The sequence below is a fragment of the Cryobacterium sp. 10I5 genome (assembly GCF_035019865.1).
Taxonomy (GTDB): domain Bacteria; phylum Actinomycetota; class Actinomycetes; order Actinomycetales; family Microbacteriaceae; genus Cryobacterium; species Cryobacterium breve_A.
Genome location: NZ_JASJVI010000034.1, coordinates 1 through 23714 on the forward strand (window position 1 = coordinate 1; position 23714 = coordinate 23714).

The window sequence follows — 23714 nt, forward strand, 5'->3', positions numbered from 1 at the left end:
TCCACGAGGCCGAGGTGCCGAGCGTTGAGGTCTGGGTCGGGAGGGGTCCCGGGCGGGGGTTCCGCCGTGCTGTCCACAGTGCTCTCCACTGTGCTGTCCACTGTGCTTTCCAGAGGGGATTCTGAGGGTTCTTCAGCTGTCATGCCGGTCACTCTACGGACCACCACCGACATTCCCGCGGCATCCGCCACCCCACGAACCACCTGTGGATAACCCGATCAATAGGGGTTTTGTGGATAACTTTTCACCGACGGATGTGTCTCCCGTGCTGGGCCGCGACGGCGGGCCGGCACCGCGAACGAACACTCGGCTGCACGTGAGCCGCACACTCCATCGCCTGCCATCGTCAGGTCGATCGTCTTGACAATCGTCATTCGACGACAGCTGACTCCCGCGAGTTCCGTCAGGCGAGGGCGCAGGCTGTCTCCCATCTGCGTCAGGTACGTTGAGCGGTAACGGTAACGGTAACGGTAACGGTAACGGTAACGGTATCGGTGGCTGCGCCACGATCGCGCGGACCCTGACCGACGTCGCGGAATCGGTTGCACATACGCGCACCTTCCTGTTCCTGACTGTGGTTCCCCCGAGTCGATCGGGTGGCTTACCGATGCAGCGTGATGACCTGCGGTTCGCTGCCTCTTGCCGCTTCAGGGAGCCATGCAGCGCGACTTTTTTTGCGCGAGACCGACCTATCGTCGCCACATTCGCATACACTCATCGAGGGGAACCAAACAAACGGGGAAACCGGTTTTTTATTGGATCGATATCGGCGTTCGCCGTCAGGCGCATCGTCGGTGTCGACACTGTCGGGGGGCGGTGAGCACGGGCCCGAACTCACGTTCAGCCGGTGCCGAGCTCTCCGAACAAACATCTGGGGGGAAGTTTGAAACAATCAACGCGAGCGCAGCTGGTGGACATTTCAACGGCAATCGTCATCGCCAGTCTCGTATTCGTGCCGCTCTTCTGGCTCGGCTACGACCTGGGGCCGATCCTGGGCATTACCGTGCTCCTGGCCGTCGGCGTCCTGATGATTCGGTTGGCGCTGAGGCGGAAGCCGGACGCGGCGGAACGGCCTGAACCGGACTAGCGGCACCGGACCGGGATCTCGACACGCAGCCGCACACATGTTGGATGCGTTATCGCCCGGAGGAACACCCATGACCGCACAACAGGAGCGAGCGATCCACACGCGCGAGAAGGTCATCGCGGGCGCCGCGGAGGTCTTCTATCGCCAGGGCTTCGGCGGCGCCACACTTTCCGACATCACGGCAGCCGCCGGTGTGACGAAAGGTGCCCTGTACTTTCACTTCCCCTCCAAGGAAGACGTTGCACTCGCCATCATCGAGGCAGAGCACCAGATCGCGACCGCCGCCGCGGCGCGGATACTCGAATCGACGGCCGGACCACTCGAGTCCATGCTTCGGCTCTGCGCTGACCTCGCTGAACGACTGACCACCGATCCCATTGTTCGTGCCGGCATCCGCCTCACAACGGAGACGTCGTCGTTCGACCGGTCACTGACACGTCCCTATGAGGACTGGCTCGCAACCTTCGAGACACTGGCCAGGGCAGCAACCGCGACGGGCGAACTCCGCGCCGGCACGGATGCCGCGAAGCTCGCGCACTTCATCATTCCCGCCTTCACGGGAGTCCAGATGGTCTCCGACGTCTTCACGGAGCGTGCCGACCTCCGGCAGCGAGTTCGGGAGATGTGGGAGATTCTCCTGCCCGCACTCGTACCGCCCGGAGACGAGAGTTCCAGCCAGCGGATGCTGGAAGCGGCGTTCTCCCCTCGGTGATGCCGAATGCTGTCGGCGCTGGCCGAGGCGACCCGGACAGGGTAACGTCTGATCACCCGAGGAGAGGGATGTCCATGGACTTCGAGCAGGTCATTTCGGCCGGTGTGCAGGTGGTTGAGGCGGCCGGCGCGATCATCATGGTGCTTGGCGGGGCCCTCGCACTCGCGATCGCCCTGGTGCGGGTGCTGCGGTCCTCCACCCGCACCCAGGCGTACGTCGGTCTCCGTCGTGACCTGGGCCGGGCCATCCTCCTCGGCCTCGAGGTCCTCATCGTGGCCGACATCATTCGGACCATCCTCGTCGAACCGACCGTGCAGAGTGTCCTCGTCCTCGCCGTGATCGTCCTGATCCGCGTGGTGTTGAGCTTCTCTCTCGAGGTCGAAATGGACGGAGTCTGGCCGTGGTCTCGCTGGCGCGTCGATCCCGAGGCCTCCGTGACCCCGCAGTCACCCACGCACTAGTCCCGGAGCCATACCGCCGGGCCCTGAGGTCCCGTCACGCGCAGGTTGCGGGTCAGGCGGTCAGATCCGGGTCATGCCATCGCCCAGGATGAGGGCACCCAGCATGAGGGCCACGACAACGGTGACGGTCTGGGACGGGTTGACGATGCGCTTCTTGAGCGCCTCGAGCGGCTTGACCATGGTCTGCGGCGAGGCCAGGGTCATGATGACGGGAACGGCGACGCTGGACACCCCGATCACCGTGTAGACGAGGATGCAGATCACCAACTCGGCGAAGGGGAGCGCGCGTGCGCTCAGGGCGAGCCCGGCCGCCGTGCCGAGGACGAGCGCTTTCGGCCGGATATTGAGCACGAGTCCGACCCCGGCGCAGGACACCGGGCCCAGGGTCGCGATGCGGTTCAGCCAGGCTGGTTCGGCCAACCGGGGCGGCGACGGATGCACGAGCTTCCACAGGCCCGACCCGAGGAGAGCGGCGCCGAGGACGATCTCGACCCAGCCCAGGGCCGGTTGCACGACGGACATGTCCGCGGGGGGAAGCCAGGTCAACGTCGCCGTGAAAGCGGCCGTGACGACGATCAGCCCGACGGTCCAGCCCGCGAGGAACGCCGGGACCGACCAGCGCTGTTTCGGAGAGAGCAACAGCAGCACCGTCACCAGGATGGGCGTCGTGCTGAGCGCGACGGCGAGCGCTAGCGGGAGCAGTCGTCCGATGGTGGGGAGCATGGATGCGCCTCACACCGTGCGCCGGGGCTCCGGCGCTGGCGCGGATGTCGACCCGGGGGACTGGGGCGGCTTCGATTTCCGCGCATTCCGGTCCGCGACATCCGCCGCCTTGAGGAGCCGACGGGTCTCGCTCGTCGGTCCGAAGGCCGGCCTGACCCACGAGGCGTCGGGATCGGAGTCGACGAGGAACGTTCGGGCGAGCAGGGTGAGGGGGATCGCGAGGATGGCGCCGATCGGTCCGATCACGACGGCCCAGAACAGAACGGAGAAGAAGGTGATGGTCTGGTTGAGGGAGACGGCGCTGCCGACGGCCTTGGGCTGGATGATCGACTGCACGCCGCCGTTGATCACGCCGTAGACGATGATGACGGCGATCACGGTCGGCCAGCCGCCGACAAGATAGCCGAACACGACGGGCGGCGTGATGGCGAAAAAGTAGCCGATGTTGGGGATGAAACTGCAGAGGAAGGCCAGGAGTCCCCAGAGCAGGGCAGCGGGCACCTGGAGGATCCACAGCGCGATGGTGTTGAGAAAACCCTGCGCCAACCCGAGCACGGTCGTGACCACCATGTAGCGACGAACGTTCGCGGCGAAGACCTTGAGGGCATCGACGAGGCCCGGCCGGCGCTGGCTCAACTGCCCGAGAATGGTGTGCGCATAGGACGCGTCAGAGGACATCAGGATCAGCATGGTCAGGACGATGACCAGGAAGCCGACGATGCCGAAGAAACTGCCGAGGAAACCGGTGAGGTAGGGAACGAACCGGCTGGGTGTGAAGCCTTCCGTCATCGCCTGGATCTGCGCGTCGCCGATGCCGATCGTGTTGAGAAACTCGCCCAGGGAGACGCCGAGGTCGTGGATCTCCGCGGCATAGTCAGGCAGCATCGAGACGAATTGGGAGATCGCCACGATGACGACATAGAAGAAGCCGGACAGCAGTGCGAAGACGACGAGGATCACCGAGCCCGTCGCGAGGCCGTGCGGCACCCCGCGGCGTTCCAGGCGCACCCGCACCGGATGCGCGCAGATGGAGAGCACGAGAGTGAGCAGGACGGGGGCGAGAATGCCGCGGATGCCGCTCATCCCCATCGCCGTGATCGTGGCGGCGGCGAGGCCGACCAGGAGCAGCGTGCCGCGGGGATACCGGGGCAGGGGCGTGGGATCGGGTCCGACGATGCTCATGCTTGTTCCGCCATCCTCTGCGATGGGTTGTCCATCGAGTGGCTCCGCCAACGATTCACTGGGAAACGTAGTCCCATTTCGCGCGCTCAGCGTCCTTTCCGCGTTTCTCCGGCGGGGCACCTCGAAGCTAGTCTGAGAGGAACTAACCAGAGCGGGGGAGACGGATGCTGTCAGGCGAGCTGTTGAGTGAGGCCTACGGCCGGGTCGGCGGCGTGGTGCGTGCGGTCTTGCGGCAGGCCGGCCCGGCCGTGCTCGAGTACCGGGCGGACCCGGAGGCGAATTCGATCGCCTGGCTGGTCTGGCACCTGACCCGGGTGCAGGACGGACACGTGTCCGAACTGCTCGGCGAGGAAGAACTCTGGACCAAGGACGGCTGGGCCGCGAGGTTCGACCTGCCCTTCTCCGACTCCGAGACCGGATACGGCCAGACCGCGGACCAGGTCGGGGGCGTCCGGGCCAGTGCCGACCTGCTCGGCGGCTATTTCGACGCCGTGCACGCCCGCACCCTCGCCTACCTTCCGACGCTGACCCCCGAGGACCTCGACCGCATCGTCGACACCTCGTGGAACCCGCCCGTGACTCTCGGAGCCCGGTTGGTGAGCGTGCTGGCCGATGACCTGCAGCACGCAGGCCAGGCCGCGTTCGTGCGTGGCCTGGCGGTCCGCTCCGGGGCCTGACCCCGCCGACCGCCCTGAGCCTCAGGGTCGCGATATTCGCTTCCAGGCATATTCATTCTCCGGGCGACCCGGCGTGCCGTACCGCGGAGAGCGTACGACGGTTCCGGTGTCCGCGAGGTACTCGAGGTACCGGCGCGCCGTCACCCGGGAGATCCCGAGTTCGTCGGTGACCTCGCTCGAGGAGACGGCGGACTCGTGGGCCTTGAGGAAGTCGATGACGGCCGTCAGGGTGCCCTCCGCGAGTCCTTTCGGTCGGGGCAGCTCGGCGGGCGCGCGCAGGCTCGCGAAGGCCAGGTCGACGTCGGACTGGTTGGTGACCCGGGATTGCACGCCGAGCTGGAGCCGGAAGTCGCGATACTGACCGAGCTTCTGCGCGAAGGTCGCGTAGGTGAACGGCTTGATCAGGTATTGGACGATGCCTGCTGCCACGGCGCCGCGCACGATCGTCAGGTCGCGCACCGCCGTGATCGCGATGATGTCCGTCATCAGCCCTGCCGAACGCATCCGGCGGCTGACGTCGAGGCCGTGGAGGTCGGGGAGCGTCATGTCCATCAGGACCAGGTCGATCGGACGGCCCGCCGATTCCGCTTCCGCGAGCGACCGCAGGGCGGAGTGCCCGTCCCGCGCGGTCCCGGCGTGCACGAATCCCGCCAGGCGCCCGAGATAGACCGCGTGGGCTTCGGCCGCGATGGCCTCGTCCTCGACGACGAGCACGCGGATGTCCGAGTCAGGCATCGTGCGCATCCGTCCTTCCGGTGGGGCGCACGCTGGAAACCTCCGGGTAGGGGGTCCGGCAGGGCAGCGTGACCGTGAAGACGGCGCCCGTCCTCCGGCCGATGGAGAGGGTGCCGCCAAGCCGGTTCACGGTCTGTTGGACCAGTGCGAGGCCGAGCCCGCGCCCGAACTCGCCGGGTTCCTTGGTGCTGAAGCCGCGGCGAAGCACATCGTCGATCGTGTCCGGATCGACGCCGTTTCCGCTGTCGGCGACTTCGATGACGACGGAGACCGCGCCGCTGCGCACCGAGAGGCGAACCTCCCGCGGCGCCGGGGCGTCCATGGCGGCGTCGAGGGCGTTGTCGATCAGGTTGCCCACGATCGTGACGAGGTCCCTGGCCTGGAGTCCGGTGTCCGACAGGCTGCCGGTGGCCTCGACGGCGAGGTTGACGCCGAGCTCGCTGGCCTGTGCGAACTTGCCCATCAGTAGCGCGCTCAGCACGGGCTCGTCGACGGACGCAACCACCTCGTCGGTCAGCAGCTGGCCGAGTTCGAGGTCCCTGGTCGCGAACTCGAGTGCGTCTCCGGTGCGGCCGAGTTCCATCAGCGAGACGATCGTGTGCAGCCGGTTGGCATGCTCGTGGGTCTGGGCACGCAGAGCGTCGGACAGGGTCTGCATGGACTGCAGTTCGCTGCCGAGAGACTGCAGGTCGGTGTGGTCGCGGATCGTGGCCACCCACCCCATCGGCGTCGGTTTTCCGCGGCCGCTCACGGGCGGCGCAAGCGCGGGCTGCTGGTTGACGACGAGCACCCGGGTGCGGGTGAGATGGATCTCATCCTGGACGGGCCTGCCGCTGCGGAGCAGGTCCCCGAGCCCGGCAGGGAGCTCGAGCTCGCCCAGGGTCGGGGCGGCGGCACCTCGCGCATTCGCCGGGCGAGACGGGATGCCGAGCAACTCGGCGGCCTGGTCGTTGTAGAGCACGAGCTCGCCCTTCAGATCGACGAGGACGAGTCCTTCCCGAACGGAATGCAGCACGGAGTCGTAGTACACGAACAGCTGGGCGAGCTGTTCCGGTCCCCAACCCAGGGTGACCCTGCGCAGGTAACGCCCGATCAGGGACGTGACGAGCGCACCGGCCACCAGGAGGGCGAGCGCGAGGCCCAGGACAGCGGGCAGTCGTGCGGTCAGCGCGATCGACAGGTTGCTGGTCTTGACGCCGGCAGCGACGAGCGCGCGCACGGCTCCCTGCGCATCGACGACGGGCACGACCGCGCGGACGGACGGACCCAGGGTTCCCGTCGTGACTTCGGTGAACGGTGTTCCCGCCAGGGCAGGCGCGATGGTGCCGATGTACGGCCGGCCGATCTCCGATTCGGTGGGGTGAGTCCATCTGGTGCGGTCAGGGGCCATGATCGTGATGAAGTCGAGCCCGGCCTTCTGCGTGACGCTCAGGGCATAGGGCTGCAGGAGCGCGCTCGGATCCGGGGTCCCGCTGGCCTCCAGGACGAGCGGGTTCTCCGCGATGGCCGTCGCGACCGACAGCATCCGGCTCTCGGTTTCGGCGTAGCCGCGATCGCGGGCGTCGATGAAGAGTGCGGTACCGACGAAGGCGGTCAGCGCGACGATGAAGACGAAATGGGCCAGGAAGAGCCGGCGCGCGATACTCCAGCCGCGAATCATGGCGTGCCGCCCTTCTCACCTCGATGTGACTGAAACCGTGTGCCCGTCGCCCGTGAACAATATGACCGCAACCGTGACGCCTCGCACCGAGTCGACCATTCTGAAACGCACAACACCAGACAAAGGAGTCTCTCATGGCAGCACTGCGAGCCACACGTCCGGTCCGCCCGGCGAAACGGATCGATAAGTCCCACTACCTCTACATCGCGGTCGTCGTGGCCGTCGTGCTCGGTATCACCGTCGGCTTGCTCTTCGGCGGCAAGGACGGCTTCGCCGTCTCGCTCAAGCCGCTCGGCGACGTATTCATCGCCCTGATCAAGATGATGATCTCGCCCATCATCTTCTGCACGATCGTGATCGGCATCGGCTCGATCGCCAAGGCTGCGACCGTCGGCCGGATCGGCGGACTGGCACTCGGTTACTTCCTGGTCATGTCCACGTTCGCACTCGGAATCGGATTGCTGGTCGGGAACCTGATCCACCCCGGCGCCGGGCTCGACCTGAAGGCGGCCGCGGCGTACGTGCCACCGGCTGCCGCCGATTCACAGGGATTCTTCCTGGGCATCATCCCGACGACACTGTTCTCCTCCGTGACGAGCGGCAACATCCTGCAGACCCTCTTCGTCGCCCTGATCGCCGGGTTCGCCCTGCAGAAGATGGGCAGGGCCGGCAAGCCGATTCTCGAAGCGATCGCGAACGTGCAGGCCCTCGTCTTCCGGATTCTGATCATGGTGATGTGGCTCGCGCCGATCGGCGCGTTCGGCGCCATCGCGGCGGTCGTGGGCGCCACGGGCTTCCAGGCGGTCGTGAGCCTCTTCACCCTGATGGGCGCCTTCTACCTCACCTGCATCCTTTTCATCGTCGTCATCCTCGGCGGGCTGCTCAAGATTTCCACCGGCGTGAGTATCTTCAAGCTGATGCGCTACCTCGGCCGGGAATACCTGCTGATCTTCTCGACCTCGTCGTCCGAGGCCGCGCTGCCGAGGCTGATCGCCAAGATGGAGCACCTCGGTGTCTCCAAGCCGGTCGTCGGCGTCACCGTGCCGACGGGCTATTCGTTCAACCTCGACGGCACCGCCATCTACCTGACCATGGCTTCCCTCTTCATCGCCACCGCGATGGGCCAGCCGCTCGCCCTCGGCGAGCAGATCGGCCTGCTCGTGTTCATGATCATCGCGTCCAAGGGAGCCGCCGGCGTGTCCGGCGCCGGCCTCGCGACCCTCGCCGCTGGACTGCAGGCCCACGCCCCGCAGCTGCTCGGCGGCGTCGGTTTCATCGTCGGCATCGACCGGTTCATGTCGGAGGCGCGTGCGCTCACGAACTTCACCGGCAATGCCGTCGCCACCGTGCTGATCGGGTCCTGGACCCGGGAGATCGACAGGGCCCAGGTCGACCGGGTCCTCGATCGCCTCGAACCGTTCGACGAGACCACCATGATGGCGCACACCGTCGACCCCACCCCCGCGGAACAATCCGTTGCGGCAGAACGGGCGGCGCAGTCCGCAGTGCTCGAAGACGCCAGGCACTGACCACGGCTTCACCGTGAAGCGCGGCGCCGGGCCCGCACCGCCTCGAGGGCGGGCCCGCCGCCGCGCATCCGCCAGGTCGCCGGGGGAGGGATAGTCTCGGAATCAGCGCGATACCAGGCGCCTGACCGGGGGACCGAGAAGAAGATGACGGAGATGCCCGACCTCACGTCGGAAGAAACCGTGAGCCAGAGTCCGAGGCCGGACGGGGCGGCGCCGCTCGCCGGTTTCGCCAGCAGGAGCACGGCGGAGGTGCTGGGCGAACTCGGGTCGACGGCCGCGGGCCTGAGCAGCGTCGAAGCCTCCCGTCGGCTCGCCGAGACCGGCCCCAACGCGGTCCGCACGCACAAGGCGGGACCCCTGTCCGTGCTCGGCAGGCAACTGCGCAGCCCGATCCTCATCCTCCTGATCGTGACCGCAGCCCTGTCGCTGCTCCTCGGGGACGTCACCAACTCGATCGTGATCGGCGTCATTCTCCTTGTCAGCGTCGGGCTCGGTTTCAGCAACGAGTACCGGGCCGAACTCGCCGCCGAGGCACTGCATTCGCGGGTGACGCACAAGGCCGTCGCCGTCAGGGACGGCTCCCTGGTCGAGATCGATGTCGTCGACATCGTCCCCGGCGACATCCTGCACCTGTCCCTCGGCGCCGTCGTCCCCGCCGACATCCGCCTGCTCTCGTGTGAGGACCTGCTCTGTGACGAGAGCATCCTCACCGGGGAGTCCCTGCCGGTGGACAAGTCGCCGGAACCCGTCCCCGGCGGAGCGGCGCTCGGCGACCTGAGCTCCTGCGCGTTGATGGGCACTGTCGTCCAGTCCGGAAGCTGCGTCGGCGTCGCCGTCTACACGGGAGTGCACGCCGAATTCGGGCGCATTGCGCTCGGTCTCGGCACCCGGCAGCCGCAGACCGAGTTCGAGCTCGGCCTCCGGCGGTTCTCGCTGCTGCTGCTCGAGGTGGCCATCGGGTTGACGACGCTCATCTTCGTCGCGAACCTGCTGCTCCAGCGCCCCCTGCTCGAGTCCCTGCTGTTCTCGCTCGCGATCGCGGTCGGGATCACTCCCCAGCTCCTTCCTGCCGTCGTCTCCACGAGCCTCGCCACCGGAACCCGGGAGCTCTCGAAGCGCAAGGTCCTGGTCAAGCGCCTCGTCTCGATCGAGGACCTCGGCGACATGGACGTGCTCGTCACCGACAAGACCGGAACCCTGACCGAGGGGAAGATCTCCTTCACGACGGCGCTCCCGGCAGCCCCGCACGTCGATGCGGACGACGTCCTGCGGTTCGGGCTGCTCGCGACCGAGGTCGACTACTCGACGGGCGCCGTGTCGACGGTCGGCCAGAATCCACTCGACGTCGCCGTCTGGGCCGCACCCGATGCCGCGGCGTCGCGGGTGTCCGCGTACGCCCGCCTCGATGTGATCCCGTTCGACCATGAGCGCCGGATGACCAGCGTGCTCGTGCGCGACCCCGAAGGTGCGGTCACCCTCGTCACCAAGGGCTCGCCGGAGGAGGTGCTCCAGGTCTGCCGTGACGTGGCACCGTCCGCCCGGCACCTGCTCGACGAGCAATACGCGAAGGGCAGCCGCGTCGTCGCGGTCGCGACCCGCTCTGCCGACGGGCTCACCGGCATCCGCCCGGCCGACGAAACCGACCTCACCCTCGCCGGGTTCCTCATCTTCCTCGACCGCCCGAAACAGAGCGCGCGGGTCTCGCTCAAGCGGCTCGAGACCCTGGGCATCTCCGTGAAGATCGCGACGGGAGACAACGCCCGGGTCGCGGAGAAGGTGTGCGGCGATCTCGGCCTCGAGTCGGGAGGCACGCTGACGGGCGGGGAGATCGACGCCCTCACGGATGCCGACCTCGCGGTCCGGGCGGAGGAAGCGAGCATCTTCGCGCGGGTGTCCCCGGAGCAGAAGTCCCGGCTCATCCACGTCCTGCGGGCGAACGGGCGTGCCGTCGGCTTCCTCGGCGACGGCGTCAACGACGCGCTCGCCCTGCACGGAGCCGACATCGGGATCTCGGTGGACAGCGCAACGGACGTCGCCAAGGACGCCGCCGATGTCGTGCTCCTCGACAAAGACCTCGGCGTGCTGGCCGACGGGGTGATGGAAGGTCGACGGATCTTCGCGAACACGATCAAGTATGTGCTGATGGGGACCTCGAGCAATTTCGGCAACATGTTCAGCGCGGCGACGGCATCCGTCGTGCTCAGCTTCCTGCCGATGCTGCCCGGGCAGATTCTCCTGAACAACCTCCTGTACGACGCCGGCCAGCTCGCCATTCCCGGCGACCGGGTCGACAAGGAGCAGTTGCTCGCGCCCTCACACTGGGACATCGGCTACATCCGGCGCTTCATGTTCCTGTTCGGCCCGATCAGCTCGCTCTTCGACTTCGCGACCTTCGCGCTGATGCTCGTGGTCTTCCAGGCTGCGCCCGGGGAGTTCCGGGCCGGGTGGTTCATCGAATCGCTGGCCACGCAGACGCTCATCATCTTCGCGATCCGCACGCGCCGGGTGCCGTTCCTGCGCAGCAAGGCCTCTCGAGGGCTCACCATCTCGGCATTCTCCGTTGTCGCGATCGGCATGTACCTGCCGTTCTCTCCGCTCGCCGGCGTCCTCGGCTTCGACCCGTTGCCGTTGCCATTCTTCCTCGCCCTGGCCGGGATGACCGTGCTGTACCTCGTCCTGGTCGAGTTCGCCAAGCAGTGGTTCTTCAGCCGCCCCGCACAACAGCCGCCGGCCACCCGTCAGCGGGTCTCGAGCCACCACCTCGCCCGGCGCGCGGCACGCTTCAGCGTCGTGGAACCGGGGGCGGTCGTCGCCAGGCGACGGTCGGCCGCCCGGCGCCGGCGGGCCAGGGCCGGCCGGAAATAGCCCCACGACCGAGGCGGATCCTGGCGGAGGCTGATCAGAGCGCGGCTCAGGAGGCGAGGGCGGTCACGATCGAACCGGCCCACTCCCGTGCCCTGTCGAGCTCACCGGCCGCGAGCGGTCCGGTCTTGCCGTCGACGAGGAACCCTGTCGGCCTGGCCAGGATGTGAGCACCGGCGGCCCTGAGACTGCGGGCCACCCTCCCGGCGGCGTCCCCGTGCAGGGGGGAGTGGATCCGGGTGTCGAATGCGGCCGCCTGGATGCCGCGCAGGGAGCCTGGCTGCAACTGGTCGAGGAAGGCCTGCATCCGCGGGGAGGGACGCCAACCGTTGATGGGGCAGCCGACGACGAGGAGATCCACTTCGGACAGGCTGTCCGGTCTGACGGTCGCGACCGAAACCGCACTGCCGCCGATCGCATCCGCGATGGCCCCCGCGACGGATTCGGTGGTGCCGTAGTTGGAATCGAAGACAACGAGCGCGCTCACGAGCGGCCTCCACTAGGAAACGATGGTTCAGATGCTCCCAGTGTGGTCCCGGCCGGTGGGGCTGTCGAGGCTCGTTCGTGCCGGAGAAGTACCCAGAACGAGTGTCACACGGCTGCCGGTCAGTCGTCGAGACCGCGCGCGACCAGGGCCTCGCCGATCGCATCCGCCGCGTAGAGCGACCGCACGACGACCGGCACCGCGAGCGCGAGCAGGGAACCCTGGGTGCCGCGGGCCCTGCGCGCCTCGAGCACCTCGGTGACGATCTCGGCGACGAGGGGGATGCAGCGCAGCGTGATCGCCACGAGCAGGCCGACCCGGTCGGCATCGACCCAGCGACCGAAGGGGCGGAGCAGCCGCTGGAACCCCTCGAGTACCGCCGTCACTGTGGTCGTGAGCGTGAAGAGCGCGGCGAGGGCGACGGCCACGAGCAGCCGGCCGGCCATGAGCGCCGCCGGGGCCCAGCCCGCGAGGAGCGCCTGGATCGGCACGGCGATCAGGAGGATCCACAGGATCGGGCCGATCTGCTGCCAGGCCGCGCGCGCGGGCACGCCGGCCACGAGGTACAGGCCGGCGACGACGCCGAGCGCGACCAGGAGGTGCCACGGTTCGCCGAGAATGCCGACCCAGAGCACCCCGGCCGACAGGACGGCCAGTTTGAGCAGGGTCGGCGCCCGGTGGAGGAGTGAGTGCCCCGGCGAGTAGAGGCCGATCATGCGAGCAGTGCCCGGTACGCGTCGATGGCCACGGTCGGTGCGCCGTCCGCGACGATGGCGCCATCCTCGATGCAGATCACCCTGTCGAAGTCTTCGAGGAGATCGAGCTGGTGGGTGACGACGATCACCTGCTGGGTCATGGCCCGGAACAGGTCGGCGATGCGCCGGGAATTGCGGGCGTCCAGGAGTGTCGTCGGCTCGTCGGCCACGACGACCCGCGGCTCGCCGACGAGGACGGCGGCGAGGGCGAGCAGTTGCTTCTGGCCGCCGGAGAGCCGATGCGCCGGGTGGGTGGCGTGGGCGCTGAGCCCGAAACGGTCGAGTGCCTCCCGGGTGCGCCCGGCGATCTCGGCCGCGCTCAGTCCGCGTTTGCGGAGGCTGAACGCGACGTCTTCCTCGACGGTCGGCATCACGATCTGGTTGTCGGGATTGGTGAAGATGAAGCCGACCCGGCGTCGTACTTCGCGCGCGTTCTTCGCGACGAGGAGTCCGTCGACGGTGACGGTGCCGGCATCCGGTGTCACGAGCCCGTTGATCAGACGGACGAGGGTGGATTTGCCCGAGCCGTTCGCTCCGACGATCCCGATGCGGCGTTCGGTGAGGGTGAGGCTCAGGTCGCGGAGCACGCGCCGGTCGCCGAAGGAGTGCGACACCCCGTCGAAGACGATCGTGCTCACGTCGGCCTACTCGTCCGAGGCCGAGGCCTGGGCCGGGGTGGTGGCCGCGGTGGTGGCCGCGGCGACCGTGCGGCTACGGGGGATGAGGCCCGGGTACGCGCGGTGCACCTGGCTGGCGACGAGGACTGTGACGACGGCCTTGATCGCGTCTCCTGGCAGGAACTTCGAGGCGTCGACCAGGGCGCCCCAGATGGGGAGGTGCAGGGTGAACGCCGTGACGGGAACGCCGATGGCGTAGATCACGACGATGCCGCCGAGCACGGTCGCACCGAGCGCGGGCCAGAACGGGTATTTCGGGAGCAGCCGGCCGGTGAGGTACCCGATCGAGAGCGCGCCGAGGAGCCAGCCGTACAGGTAGCCCGCCGACGGCGAGGTCGTGAACCAGGCGAGGCCGCCACGGCCGCCGGCGAGCAACGGCAGCCCGGCCGCCGTGAGGGCGAGGAAGAGCAGCACGGCGAAGAAGCCCTTGCGGGCCCCGAGGATCGCGCCCGCGAGCATCACGCCCAGGGTCTGCAGGGTGATCGGCACCGCGATCACGCCGAGGGAGAGGGGGCCGGGGGCGCCGAGGGCCGCAATCAGCGCGGCGAAGATGGCGATCTGCGCGAGGTCGCGCACGGTCAGGATTCTGGCGGTCATGGTTTTCAATGTACGAGCAGTCCGGGGGTGCTTTCCAGAGGAGACCTACAAAGAATCCGGTGGATCTCTATCGGTCGGCACCCGAAACGGCCGCGGCGGCGATCTCGCTTCCCGTCCGGGCGGGCCGGGCGGCCCGCTCCTCCATCGCCGTGATCGCGTCGGCCGCGCGAACGAGGGCGAGGTGGGTGAGCGCCTGCGGCGTGTTGCCGGCCTGGCGGCCCGCGCCGACGTCGTATTCCTCGCTCAACAGCCCCACGTCGTTGGCGAATCCGACGAGCCGGTCCATCAGCGCCCGGGCGTCTTCGCCCCGCCCCGAGCTCGCATACTGCTCAACGAGCCAGAAGGAACAGGCGAGAAACGGATGCTCGCCGCCGGCCAGCCCGTCGACGGGCACCTCCGTGCGGTAGCGCAGCACCAGGCCGTCCCGCATCAGGTCGGCCTCGATCGCGGCGACCGTGCCGAGCATCCGGGCATCCGTCGGTTCATGGAAGCCCACCTGGGGAAGCACAAGCAGGGAGGCGTCGACCTCGGTGCCGCCGAAGTACTGGGTGTATGTGCCGAGTTCGGCGTTGAAGCCCCGCTGCTCGATGTCGCTGCGAATCTCGTCCCTCAGGGCCGTCCAGCGTTCGACGGGGCCGTCGAGTCCGAACTCGGTGCAGCCACGTACCATCCGGTCGAAGGCCGCCCAGACCATCACACGGGAGTGGGTGAATTCGCGGGCAGGCCCCCGCACCTCCCAGATGCCCTGATCCGGCCGGGACCAGCTCCGCTCGAGGGACCCGATCAGTGCGCGCTGCAGCGGCCAGGAGAACTCGCCCTCCGTGAGACCGCTGTGGCGCGCGGCGTGCAGTGCCACCAGGACTTCGCCGATCACGTCGGCCTGGAACTGGTCGACGGCGCCGTTGCCGACCCGCACGGGGCTGGACCCGCGGTACCCGGGCAGGCTGGGGAGCTCACGCTCCGGCAGGTACCGCTCGCCGGCGAGCCCGTACATGATCTGCACGTCGTCGGGGTCGCCGGCGATCGCGCGCAGCAGCCAGCCGCGCCAGTCGTGGGCCTCCACCTCATACCCGTGCGCGAGCAGCACGGTCAGGGTGAGCGCCGCGTCGCGGAGCCAGACATAGCGGTAGTCCCAGTTGCGGTGGCCGCCGCGGAATTCCGGGAGTGACGTCGTCGCCGCCGCGACGATGCCGCCGGTGTCCTCGTGGGTGAGCGCCCGCAGCACGAGCATGGAGCGCACGACTTCGTCCCGGTACGGGCCGTCGTGCGTGCAGGACCTCGCCCAGTCGGTCCACCAGGCGGTCGTCGCAGCCAGCGCTGCGTCGACGTCGACGGCGGCGGGCGGCGTTCGGTGCGAGGGATGCCAGGCGAGCTGCAGGTCGACGACCTCACCCGCCGCAACCGTGAATGTGGCCGTGTGCCGGTGGTCGGCGGCGGTCAGCTCCGGGCCGCGCACGGCGATGGCGTCGGGACCCGCGACGGCGAGCAACACCGTCTCACCGTCCTGGTGCACCTGGCGCACCCAGGGAATGCTCACGGCGTAGCCGAAGCGGATGCGCAGTTCCTCTGCCATCTCGACGGAACCGGACACGCCGCGCACCCGGCGGAGCACGTCAGGGCGACCGTCACCGTGCGGCATGAAGTCGAGGACCTCGACACTCCCCGTCGGGGTCGTCCAGGTCTGGGACAGGATGAAGGTGCCGTCGAGATAGCTGCGCGTGCTCGTGGCGGCGGGGTCTGCCGGGGCGAGCAGCCAGCGCCCGTGGTCCTCGGTGCCGAGGAGCGCGCCGAACATCGACGCGGAGTCGAAGCGCGGCAGACAGAGCCAGTCGATGCTGCCGTCACTGCCGACCAGGGCACCCGAGTGGCAGTCGCCGATCAGGGCATAGTCCTCGATGTTCAGGGGCATGCAGACATCCTGCCATCGCGCGGGTGCCGGGCCGCTGTGAGCGGATGCCCGGGTCGGGACCGGGAGCGAATGCTCAGGCGACGAGGCGGGCGCGTTCTGCGGGTTCGACGGCGGTGTAGCCTGCGAGCGGCACGGCGGAGACAAGACGTTGCGGCTGCGGGGCGGCCGGCTTGCGGGCAGCGGCATCCGGTTCGGCCCAGACGGTGATCGGAGCGGGGGTGAACGACAGCGCCGCCGGTTCGCCGACGGACTCGCCGCGCAACTCCGAGGTCGCGCTGCGGAGCGCCGTCGTCAGGGAGGCGGCCACCTGGCGGGCCTTGAGGCCGTGGAAGATCACGTCGGTGTCTGCCGGGCTGCGCGGCACAAGGGTCCAGAGGCCCTGCTCGCCGATCAGCCGCGACAACTCGCCGTGGAAGAGGTCGAAGACCTCGTCGTCGCTGAGTTCGGGGGTGGGTATCACCGGGACCGGAATGGCAGGTGCGGCACGACGTCGTCGACCAAACATCGGGAGCCCCTTTCGCTTGAAAGCTCTTTCTGCTATCAGTGTGACGGCCCCGGGCGCGATTGAGCGACGGACACGCCGGTCGCTCACGAGTCCGAGTCAGAAACAGCAGGGATACCTAACTGTCGATTTGACGCTCATCGGCATCTTTGACAATGGTGCCAATGGCGACGGCCGCGCTCAGGGCCCAGCCGATCCACATGAGCAGCAATCGCCAGTCGCGTGGTCCGCGCCGGGTGGCCTGCAGGATGTTCCAACCGCCGGCGACGACGCCGAGCATCGCGCTGCTGAAGATGAATTTTCGCATGGGTCCTCCGGGAACCACGGTACCCGGAACCGGACGGGGGCGGGTGCCGTGCGGCGGCCGGCTTCCGGCACGTTACGAGTGGGTGAACAAACTGACCGACCGTGCAGGAACTGACCGATCGGTCAGCTAAGGTGGTCCAGTGCCGATCGAACCGGAAGACCTCGTCCCCGCCGCTGTCGCGACTGTCCGCCCCGGTGCGGGAGCCGAACTGCGGGTCATGGCGCTGCAGCAGTTCGCAGCCGTCGGGTTCGCCGGTACCTCCCTGCAACAGATCGCGGCGTCCGCCGGGTACTCGAAATCGAGTGTGCTCTACCATTTCGCCTCGAAGGACGCCCTCCTCGGTGAAGTACTCACCCCGGCCATCGAGCGCCTCGAGGACATCCTCGGCGGGTTCACGTCCACCTCGGAGGATGCTGCCTCGCGTCGTCAGTTCATCGAGGACTTCGTCGACTTCCTGCTCCAGTACCGGCTCGAAGTACACGTGCTGATCAACCAGGCCCAGTCCCTCAAGGGCATCGCCGTGATCGACAGGGCCAGGGCCCTGATCGTTCGCCTCGGCGACGCCCTCTGCCAGGAGCACGCGACGACCATCGACCGGATGCGCTTCGGTGTCGCGCTCGGCGGCGCCGCCTATTCGCTCGTCGCCGGCCTGACGTTCTTCGACGAGGACATCACGCCGACGGACGATCTCCGGCCCGCCCTCATCACCCTCCTCTCCGAACTCCTCGCCCCCGTCGCCGTCCGCACCACCCAGCCCAGGAAGTAATCACAATGGCAACCCTTCTGTATCGGATCGGCCACTTCGCCTACAAGCGCGCCTGGCTCGTCATCGGCGTGTGGGCGCTCCTCCTCATCGGAATCCTCGGCGGCGGCATCGCCCTGGGCGGCAAGACCGCCGAATCCTTCGCGATCCCCGGCACCGAATCGCAGGACGCGATCGACCAGCTCGCCGCCGTGTTCCCCCAGGCGGCCGGCGCCTCTGTGCAGGTCGTCTACAAGACGCCGGACGGGGCATCCGTCAACACGGAGCCGTACAAGACCGCCATCACCGACATGGCGACCGAACTCGAGGCCGTGCCCGGCGTCGTGTCCGTGATCACCCCCTATTCCGACTACGCCTCGAGCGCCATCTCGACGGACGAAGGGACCGCGCGCAGCGTCGTGCAACTCGACGGGCCATCCGCGGACGTGACGGACGCGACCCTCAACGCCGTTACGGCGACGGCCGCGATCGCCGAGAAGGCCGGTCTCGAGGTCGCCTTCGGTGGCCAGGTCTTCTCGTCCAACACCTTCGGCATCACCATCACCGAGGTGTTCGGCCTCCTCTTCGCCGGCGTCGTGCTGCTGATCACCTTCGGCTCGCTCGCCTCGGCCGGGATGCCGCTGCTGATGGCGCTCATCGGCGTCGGCGTGGCCATCGGCGGTATCACCGCGATCTCCGCGTTCGTGCCCGTCTCGAGCACCGCCCCGATGCTTGCGATGATGCTCGGGCTCGCCGTCGGGATCGACTACTCGCTCTTCATCCTGTCCCGGCACCGGACCCAGCTCGCGAGGGGGGTCGAACCGCACGAATCGGCCTCGACGAGCGTGGCCACCGCCGGGAGCGCGGTCGTCTTCGCAGGGCTCACCGTCATCATCGCCCTGCTCGGACTGCTCGTCGTCGGAATTCCCTTCCTGAGCGTGATGGGGGTGGGAGCCGCGGTCGCCGTCTTCATCGCCATCCTCGTCGCCATCACCCTCCTGCCCGCCATTCTCGGCCTGGCCAAGGGCCGCCTCACCCCGAAACCCGGCGGGCGCGCCCACAACCGGGCGACCATGCCGGACACCGGCCGGCCCACGATGGGCCGCCGCTGGGTCGGCCTCGTGATGAAGGCACCGATCGTCGCCGTGATCCTCGTCGTCGGAATCCTCGGCACCCTCGCGATCCCCGCCCTCAGCCTCGACCTCAACCTGCCGGACGGCGCCTCCGAGCCGGTCGACTCGACCCAGCACAAGGCATTCACCATGATCGAGGAGGGCTTCGGCCCCGGCTACAACGGCCCGCTCATCGTGGTGGTCGACATCACCCAGACCACGAACATCTTCCCGGACCTCGAGACGATCAGCGCCAAGCTGCGCACCCTGCCCGACGTCGCCTTCGTCGGCAAGGGCACCCCGAACGCCACGGTCGACACCGCGATCATCCAGGTGATGCCGAACAGCGCACCGAACGACCCGAAGACCAAGGACCTCGTCCAGGCCATTCGGGACCTCGCGCCGGGAATCGACTCCGAACTCGGGACTCCCGTCACGGTGACGGGAGCGACGGCCGTGTCGATCGATATCTCGAACCGGCTGAGCAACGCGCTCATCCCGTTCGCGCTCATTGTCGTCGGGCTCTCCATCATCCTGCTGACGATGGTGTTCCGTTCCGTCTTCGTGCCGGTCAAGGCTGCGATCGGGTTCCTGCTCTCCGTCTTCGCGTCGATCGGCGCGACCGTCGCGATCTTCCAGTGGGGCTGGTTCGCCGACCTGCTCGGGGTGAGCACGCCAGGCCCGATCCTGAGCTTCCTGCCGATCCTGCTGATGGCCGTGCTCTTCGGACTCGCCATGGACTACGAGGTCTTCCTCGTGTCCGGGATGCGTGAGGAGTACGTCAAGAGCAACGACGCGCGCCAGGCCGTCGTCTACGGCTTCGCACACGCCGCCCGCGTCGTCACCGCAGCGGCGCTCATCATGTTCTTCGTCTTCTTCGCCTTCGTTCCAGACGGCACCGGGGCGATCAAGGGCATTGCGTTCGCCCTCGCCGTCGGCGTTTTCCTCGACGCCTTCCTGGTGCGGATGACGCTCGTGCCCGCCGCGATGGCCCTCGCGGGCCGTGCCGCCTGGTGGCTGCCGCGCTGGCTCGACCGCCTGCTCCCCAACGTCGACATCGAAGGCGAAGGCCTCCGCCACCACATGCTCGACAGTCACTGGGCGAAGGCGCAGGACGGCGCCATCACCGCGGACCAGGCCGTCTTCGGCCTGCCGGGCAGCACGATCGGCCCGCTCACCGTCTCCGTGTCGACCGGATCTGTGCTCGTCCTCACCGGGACCACCGCCCATCGCCGGGTGGTCGCCGCGACGCTCGCCGGCCGCCTCGACCCGGTCTCCGGCCGACTCCAGGTCCTCAGCTATCCGTTGCCCTCCGAACGCGGTCGCGCATTGCGCGTCGTCGCGCTCGCCGACGTCGGCGACAGCCGGGACAACGGGATGACCGTGGGCGAACTGCTCGCCGAGCGGCTCGACCTCACCCAGCCACGGTTCCGCTCCCGCAGCCGCCGCAGCCAGCTCGACAGCTGGATCGGACGCGTCAACCGTGCCCTCGCCGACGACCGCGCTCCGCTCGCGCACCTCACCGCGGCCACCCCCGTGTCCTCCCTGTCGGCCGTGTCCCGTGCCGCGGTCCTCGTCGCGGCGGCGCTCGCCGAACGTCCCGGCGTGGTCGTCATCGACCTCGGCGAAGGGCTCCCCGCCGATTCCGCGGGACGCAGCGTCGGTGCCGTGGTGGCGACCCTCGCTCCCGCCGACACCACGCTGATCTTCGCGGCGGCGGCGCAGCATCCGCTGACCGCAGCGGGCCGGTCCGTGCAGGTCGTCGACCTCGAAGCGCTCGAGCCCGTCGAACCGGCAGAGCTCGCCCTCGCCGGAGCTCGCGGCGGATATCCGTCGCTCGACCCTGACCCGCGTCATGCGACCCGGCCAACTGACACCCCCGACCCCCGCGACGCCGTCTTCGGCGCCGACTCCCTGGATGGAAAGGCTGCACTGCGATGAGCACCAGGCTCGAACGACTCTTCAGCCGCACGCCGGGACAGCGCCGCTGGACCTTCGGCGCCGTACTCGCCGGACTGATCGTGGTACCGCTCGCGGTCGCAGGCGTCTTCGCCGGCGCGCTCGCGACCGCAGACCAGCGGCTCGACACCCTGCCCGCGATCGTCGTCAACAACGACACCTTCGTCACGACGACGGCCGCAGACGGCACAAAGCAGACCGTGCTCGCCGGGCGCCTGCTCGTGACCGAGCTGACCGCGCCGGCCTCGTCGAGGACTGCGTCGACCGGGTTCGCCTGGACGATCTCCAATTCCGCGGATGCGGCGGCCGCCCTCGCCTCCGGCAAGGCGTACGCGGTGCTCACCATCCCCGCCGATTTCTCCAAATCGATCACCTCGATCGGCACCGCAGCACCGTCCCAGGCCGAACTCGCCATCCGCACCGACGACGCGCATTCCTACCTCGCCGGAACCGTCGCAGGGACCGTCGGGTCCGCGATGACGGGCGTCTTCGGCCGTCAGATCACCACCCAGTACCTGAGCGGCCTGTACAAAGGCCTGACCACGCTCGGCGGCTCGCTGACCACGGCAGCGGATGGCGCCGGCCAGGTCTCCACGGGAGTCACCGGAGTGGCCACCGGCCTGGATTCCCTCTCCGGGGGTGCGTCCTCCGCGGCCACCGGAGCGGCGTCCGCCGCGACCGGAGCGTCGAGCTTCGCGACCGGAGTGAAGGCGTACACGAACGGGGTGGATGCGCTCAGCGCGGGCCTCGGCAAGCTCGACTCCGGCACGGCGGGGCTCAGCGCCCTCAGCAGTGGCGTCGCCCAGTACACCGGGGGAGTCACGCAGGCGGCGACCGGGTTGTCGAGCCTGTCCGCGGCGATACCCCTCGTCCCCACCTATGACGCGATGGCGCAGGCCGTCGCCGCCGATCCCACCCACGCCTCGGAGATCATCGCGAAGTACCGCGCGTACTTCACCCAGTATTCCGGTGGTATCACGGGCGTTCAGGGCGGGCTCGACACCCTGTCCACCCAGGGCAGCGGACTCAGCCAGCAGACGACATCCGCTCTCACGGGCGTCCAGGGCGGCGTCGCGCAGAGCGCGGCAGGGGCCGCGAAGCTCGCAGCGGGATCCGCATCGCTCCGAACCGGCGCGACCGGCCTCGCCTCGGGCGTGTCGAGCCTCTCGAGCGGCGTCTCCCAGCTCGCGACCGGGACCGCCGCCGCGGCCACCGGGGTGCACCAGCTCGAGACGGGCGCGAGCCAGCTCGCGACCGGGCTCGCGTCCGGAGCCGAGAGCGCGAAGAAACTGAACCAGGACGACCCTGCGCAGTCGGCTTCGGTCGTTTCGGAGCCCGTCGCCATCACCACGACCCGCGACAATCCGATCACGACGATCGGCCCGCTCCTCGGCATGGTCTTCGTTCCCGTCGGGCTCTGGATCGGCGCGCTCGCGATCTTCCTCGTGATGCGCCCGGTGACGAGCACCGCGCTCGCGTCGACGGCCTCGACCGGGCGCCTCGTCTCGCGTGGCTTCGGCCGGGCATTCGGCCTCGCCGCCGTCCAGGCGGTCGTCGTCGTCGCCCTGCTGCACGCGTCGCTCGGCGTGACCTGGACCCTGCTCCCCGCGACACTGGGCTTCGCGGTGTTCCTCGCATTCGTGTTCGTCGCGGTGCACCAGTTCCTTACCGTGGCGTTCGGCAGGGTCGGCATCGTCATGTCCCTCGTGCTCCTCGCCCTGCAACTCACGGCGGTCGGCGGCCTGTACCCGATCGAGCTCGTCTCGGCGCCGTTCCAGGCGATCAGCCCGTTCCTGCCGCTCACCTGGGCCGTGCGCGGCATGCAGGGGATAGTGTCGGGTGGGGGAGCCGGCGCGCTCAATGCCGTGGGCATCCTGCTGCTCTTCGCGGTGGTGAGCATCGGCCTGACCTTCTGGGCCGTTGCCGCCAAGCGCGGTCCGCGTTCCTTCGCCCTGGCGCTCGCCCGCGGCTGACCCCGCCCCGCATCCGCCCTTGCCCTGCCCCTAACGAATTCGACGGAGATTCTGTCCGGAAAGCGCTTAAACCGCGCTCTCACGTACTCAAAACGCAAAAACTCCGTCGAATTCGTTGGGGGCTACTGCTGCTGGCCGGGACGCAGGGACTCGCGGGCTCGAGGCGAGCGCGGGGCGCGGCGCACCCGGCGCTGATTCGTGTGCAGGCGCGCGAACGCGAGGGTCTCCACGAGCAGCACGAGGCGTTCCTGCTCGGTACGCGCCTTGCGGGTGTTGACCTCCGCGACGATCCGGCCGTCCCAGTCCGTGCGCGCGAGCAGGTTGAGCACCTCGGCGACCGGCTCGCTGCCCCGGCCGGGCAGCAGGTGCTCGTCGAAGACCTTGCCCTCGTCGAGGGAGCCTGACCCGTCGCACAGGTGCACGTGCCTGAGGCGGGCGCCGAGCTCCGTCGCCATCGCGAGGCTGTCGAGCCCGCTCAGGGCGCAGTGCGAGAAGTCGAGCGTGACCGCGTCGCAGTCCATCCGGGTGGTGTCCCAGCCGGGGGAGTACGCCTTCATGCTCCGGCCGCCGAACTTCCACGGGAACATGTTCTCGACCGCGATCTCGATGCCGCTCTGCGCGCTGATCTCGCGCACGGAGTCGAGGAACGTGACGGCGAAGTCGGCCTGCCAGCGAAACGGCGGATGCACGACGACGGTTCGCGCCCCGACCTCGGCCGCGAGGGCTGCCGATCGTTCGAGCTTCACGAGCGGGTCCCTGCCCCAGACGAAATGCGTGAGCAGGAGCACAGGCGCGTGGATCGAGAAGATCGGCAGCTTGTACTTCCGCGAAAGGGCCAGGAGCGCAGCGGCATCCTGGGTGACCTCGTCGCGGGAGACCATGATTTCGATGCCGTCGTATCCCGCGAGCTTCGCAAGCCGGAAGGCATGCTCTGTCGAGAGCGGATAGGCGCACGTCGTGCTCATGCCGATGCGAATCATTGGCGCCAGAGTAAACCCGACGGTTGAACGGCGGGTGTCGCGCTGCCCAATAGTCAGGGAGCTCGGCACGGGCTGCTGGTATCCTTGGA

21 protein-coding genes are annotated in these 23714 nt (G+C 68.5%); 9 read left to right on the forward strand and 12 right to left on the reverse strand.

Annotated features, from left to right (window positions below):
- Window positions 1-910: 910 nt before the first annotated feature.
- The 3 genes from QN350_RS10355 to QN350_RS10365 all read left to right on the forward strand — a co-directional run bounded on the left by QN350_RS10355 (window position 911) and on the right by QN350_RS10365 (window position 2260).
- Complete coding sequence (locus QN350_RS10355) at window positions 911-1087, forward strand: hypothetical protein (RefSeq protein ID WP_322140253.1); 177 nt, start codon at window positions 911-913, stop codon at window positions 1085-1087.
- 70 nt (window positions 1088-1157) lie between these two features.
- On the forward strand, window positions 1158-1799 hold the full coding sequence (locus tag QN350_RS10360) for a ScbR family autoregulator-binding transcription factor (RefSeq protein WP_322140252.1): 642 nt from the start codon (window positions 1158-1160) through the stop codon (window positions 1797-1799).
- Between the two features lie 74 nt (window positions 1800-1873).
- The gene (locus QN350_RS10365) at window positions 1874-2260 is read left to right on the forward strand and encodes a DUF1622 domain-containing protein (RefSeq protein WP_323507827.1); all 387 of its coding nucleotides are present in this window, start codon (window positions 1874-1876) and stop codon (window positions 2258-2260) included.
- A gap of 60 nt (window positions 2261-2320) precedes the next feature.
- Here the strand turns inward: QN350_RS10365 and QN350_RS10370 are convergent, their stop codons facing one another.
- Together QN350_RS10370 and QN350_RS10375 are read right to left on the reverse strand one after the other, a co-directional pair.
- Window positions 2321-2983 carry a GAP family protein gene (locus tag QN350_RS10370; RefSeq protein WP_322140250.1) on the reverse strand — a complete coding sequence of 221 codons (663 nt, stop codon included), beginning with the start codon at window positions 2981-2983 and terminating at the stop codon, window positions 2321-2323.
- Between the two features lie 9 nt (window positions 2984-2992).
- On the reverse strand, window positions 2993-4165 hold the full coding sequence (locus QN350_RS10375) for an AI-2E family transporter (RefSeq protein ID WP_322140249.1): 1173 nt from the start codon (window positions 4163-4165) through the stop codon (window positions 2993-2995).
- A 164-nt stretch (window positions 4166-4329) separates the two neighbouring features.
- On the opposite strand from QN350_RS10375, the gene QN350_RS10380 reads away from it, so the two are divergent.
- Complete coding sequence (locus QN350_RS10380; RefSeq protein WP_281535388.1) at window positions 4330-4842, forward strand: mycothiol transferase; 513 nt, start codon at window positions 4330-4332, stop codon at window positions 4840-4842.
- Between the two features lie 21 nt (window positions 4843-4863).
- Here QN350_RS10380 and QN350_RS10385 read toward each other — a convergent pair whose 3' ends face one another.
- Complete coding sequence (locus tag QN350_RS10385) at window positions 4864-5577, reverse strand: response regulator (protein ID WP_322140248.1); 714 nt, start codon at window positions 5575-5577, stop codon at window positions 4864-4866.
- Entirely contained in the window at window positions 5570-7237 is a 1668-nt protein-coding gene (locus QN350_RS10390; protein WP_322140247.1) for a sensor histidine kinase, read from the reverse strand. The genes QN350_RS10385 and QN350_RS10390 overlap by 8 nt, the downstream gene beginning before the upstream one ends.
- Window positions 7238-7371: 134 nt before the next feature.
- Between QN350_RS10390 and QN350_RS10395 the strand changes: the two genes are divergently transcribed.
- Together QN350_RS10395 and mgtA are read left to right on the forward strand one after the other, a co-directional pair.
- The gene (locus QN350_RS10395) at window positions 7372-8766 is read left to right on the forward strand and encodes a cation:dicarboxylate symporter family transporter (RefSeq protein WP_281535384.1); all 1395 of its coding nucleotides are present in this window, start codon (window positions 7372-7374) and stop codon (window positions 8764-8766) included.
- 153 nt (window positions 8767-8919) lie between these two features.
- Window positions 8920-11631, forward strand: coding sequence for a magnesium-translocating P-type ATPase (mgtA, locus tag QN350_RS10400; protein WP_322140246.1), 2712 nt, complete (start codon window positions 8920-8922; stop codon window positions 11629-11631).
- A 46-nt stretch (window positions 11632-11677) separates the two neighbouring features.
- Here mgtA and QN350_RS10405 read toward each other — a convergent pair whose 3' ends face one another.
- The 7 genes from QN350_RS10405 to QN350_RS10435 all read right to left on the reverse strand — a co-directional run bounded on the left by QN350_RS10405 (window position 11678) and on the right by QN350_RS10435 (window position 16859).
- The gene (locus tag QN350_RS10405) at window positions 11678-12115 is read right to left on the reverse strand and encodes a flavodoxin family protein (protein ID WP_322140245.1); all 438 of its coding nucleotides are present in this window, start codon (window positions 12113-12115) and stop codon (window positions 11678-11680) included.
- Between the two features lie 119 nt (window positions 12116-12234).
- A complete protein-coding gene (locus QN350_RS10410) occupies window positions 12235-12828 on the reverse strand; it encodes an energy-coupling factor transporter transmembrane protein EcfT (RefSeq protein ID WP_322140244.1) in 594 nt (197 codons plus the stop codon).
- The gene (locus tag QN350_RS10415; protein ID WP_322140243.1) at window positions 12825-13505 is read right to left on the reverse strand and encodes an ABC transporter ATP-binding protein; all 681 of its coding nucleotides are present in this window, start codon (window positions 13503-13505) and stop codon (window positions 12825-12827) included. The genes QN350_RS10410 and QN350_RS10415 overlap by 4 nt, the downstream gene beginning before the upstream one ends.
- Window positions 13506-13511: 6 nt before the next feature.
- Window positions 13512-14141 (reverse strand): biotin transporter BioY, encoded by a 630-nt coding sequence (locus QN350_RS10420; RefSeq protein ID WP_322140242.1) that lies wholly within the window; start codon window positions 14139-14141, stop codon window positions 13512-13514.
- Between the two features lie 67 nt (window positions 14142-14208).
- Window positions 14209-16050 (reverse strand): glycoside hydrolase family 15 protein, encoded by a 1842-nt coding sequence (locus QN350_RS10425; protein WP_322140241.1) that lies wholly within the window; start codon window positions 16048-16050, stop codon window positions 14209-14211.
- Window positions 16051-16123: 73 nt separating this feature from the next.
- Complete coding sequence (locus tag QN350_RS10430; RefSeq protein WP_322140240.1) at window positions 16124-16555, reverse strand: hypothetical protein; 432 nt, start codon at window positions 16553-16555, stop codon at window positions 16124-16126.
- 115 nt (window positions 16556-16670) lie between these two features.
- Window positions 16671-16859 (reverse strand): hypothetical protein, encoded by a 189-nt coding sequence (locus tag QN350_RS10435; protein WP_134447351.1) that lies wholly within the window; start codon window positions 16857-16859, stop codon window positions 16671-16673.
- 139 nt (window positions 16860-16998) lie between these two features.
- On the opposite strand from QN350_RS10435, the gene QN350_RS10440 reads away from it, so the two are divergent.
- The 3 genes from QN350_RS10440 to QN350_RS10450 are packed head-to-tail and all read left to right on the forward strand — an operon-like array spanning window position 16999 to window position 22645.
- A complete protein-coding gene (locus tag QN350_RS10440; RefSeq protein WP_322140239.1) occupies window positions 16999-17625 on the forward strand; it encodes a TetR/AcrR family transcriptional regulator in 627 nt (208 codons plus the stop codon).
- A gap of 5 nt (window positions 17626-17630) precedes the next feature.
- Window positions 17631-20654 (forward strand): MMPL family transporter, encoded by a 3024-nt coding sequence (locus QN350_RS10445; RefSeq protein ID WP_322140238.1) that lies wholly within the window; start codon window positions 17631-17633, stop codon window positions 20652-20654.
- Window positions 20651-22645 carry a YhgE/Pip family protein gene (locus QN350_RS10450; RefSeq protein WP_322140237.1) on the forward strand — a complete coding sequence of 665 codons (1995 nt, stop codon included), beginning with the start codon at window positions 20651-20653 and terminating at the stop codon, window positions 22643-22645. The genes QN350_RS10445 and QN350_RS10450 overlap by 4 nt, the downstream gene beginning before the upstream one ends.
- 122 nt (window positions 22646-22767) lie before the next feature.
- On the opposite strand, the gene QN350_RS10455 is transcribed toward QN350_RS10450, so the two are convergent.
- Entirely contained in the window at window positions 22768-23625 is an 858-nt protein-coding gene (locus QN350_RS10455; protein ID WP_322140236.1) for a sugar phosphate isomerase/epimerase, read from the reverse strand.
- Window positions 23626-23714: the final 89 nt, after the last annotated feature.

Excerpts from the sequence above, each read along its gene's own strand:
- QN350_RS10360 (WP_322140252.1), top strand. The coding sequence starts at position 1,158 with ATGACCGCACAACAGGAGCGAGCGATCCACACGCGCGAGAAGGTCATC.
- QN350_RS10365 (WP_323507827.1), top strand. The coding sequence starts at position 1,874 with ATGGACTTCGAGCAGGTCATTTCGGCCGGTGTGCAGGTGGTTGAGGCG.
- QN350_RS10370 (WP_322140250.1), bottom strand. The coding sequence starts at position 2,983 with ATGCTCCCCACCATCGGACGACTGCTCCCGCTAGCGCTCGCCGTCGCG.
- QN350_RS10375 (WP_322140249.1), bottom strand. The coding sequence starts at position 4,165 with ATGAGCATCGTCGGACCCGATCCCACGCCCCTGCCCCGGTATCCCCGC.
- QN350_RS10380 (WP_281535388.1), top strand. The coding sequence starts at position 4,330 with ATGCTGTCAGGCGAGCTGTTGAGTGAGGCCTACGGCCGGGTCGGCGGC.
- QN350_RS10385 (WP_322140248.1), bottom strand. The coding sequence starts at position 5,577 with ATGCCTGACTCGGACATCCGCGTGCTCGTCGTCGAGGACGAGGCCATC.
- QN350_RS10390 (WP_322140247.1), bottom strand. The coding sequence starts at position 7,237 with ATGATTCGCGGCTGGAGTATCGCGCGCCGGCTCTTCCTGGCCCATTTC.
- QN350_RS10395 (WP_281535384.1), top strand. The coding sequence starts at position 7,372 with ATGGCAGCACTGCGAGCCACACGTCCGGTCCGCCCGGCGAAACGGATC.
- mgtA (WP_322140246.1), top strand. The coding sequence starts at position 8,920 with ATGCCCGACCTCACGTCGGAAGAAACCGTGAGCCAGAGTCCGAGGCCG.
- QN350_RS10410 (WP_322140244.1), bottom strand. The coding sequence starts at position 12,828 with ATGATCGGCCTCTACTCGCCGGGGCACTCACTCCTCCACCGGGCGCCG.
- QN350_RS10420 (WP_322140242.1), bottom strand. The coding sequence starts at position 14,141 with ATGACCGCCAGAATCCTGACCGTGCGCGACCTCGCGCAGATCGCCATC.
- QN350_RS10425 (WP_322140241.1), bottom strand. The coding sequence starts at position 16,050 with ATGCCCCTGAACATCGAGGACTATGCCCTGATCGGCGACTGCCACTCG.
- QN350_RS10430 (WP_322140240.1), bottom strand. The coding sequence starts at position 16,555 with ATGTTTGGTCGACGACGTCGTGCCGCACCTGCCATTCCGGTCCCGGTG.
- QN350_RS10435 (WP_134447351.1), bottom strand. The coding sequence starts at position 16,859 with ATGCGAAAATTCATCTTCAGCAGCGCGATGCTCGGCGTCGTCGCCGGC.
- QN350_RS10445 (WP_322140238.1), top strand. The coding sequence starts at position 17,631 with ATGGCAACCCTTCTGTATCGGATCGGCCACTTCGCCTACAAGCGCGCC.
- QN350_RS10450 (WP_322140237.1), top strand. The coding sequence starts at position 20,651 with ATGAGCACCAGGCTCGAACGACTCTTCAGCCGCACGCCGGGACAGCGC.
- QN350_RS10455 (WP_322140236.1), bottom strand. The coding sequence starts at position 23,625 with ATGATTCGCATCGGCATGAGCACGACGTGCGCCTATCCGCTCTCGACA.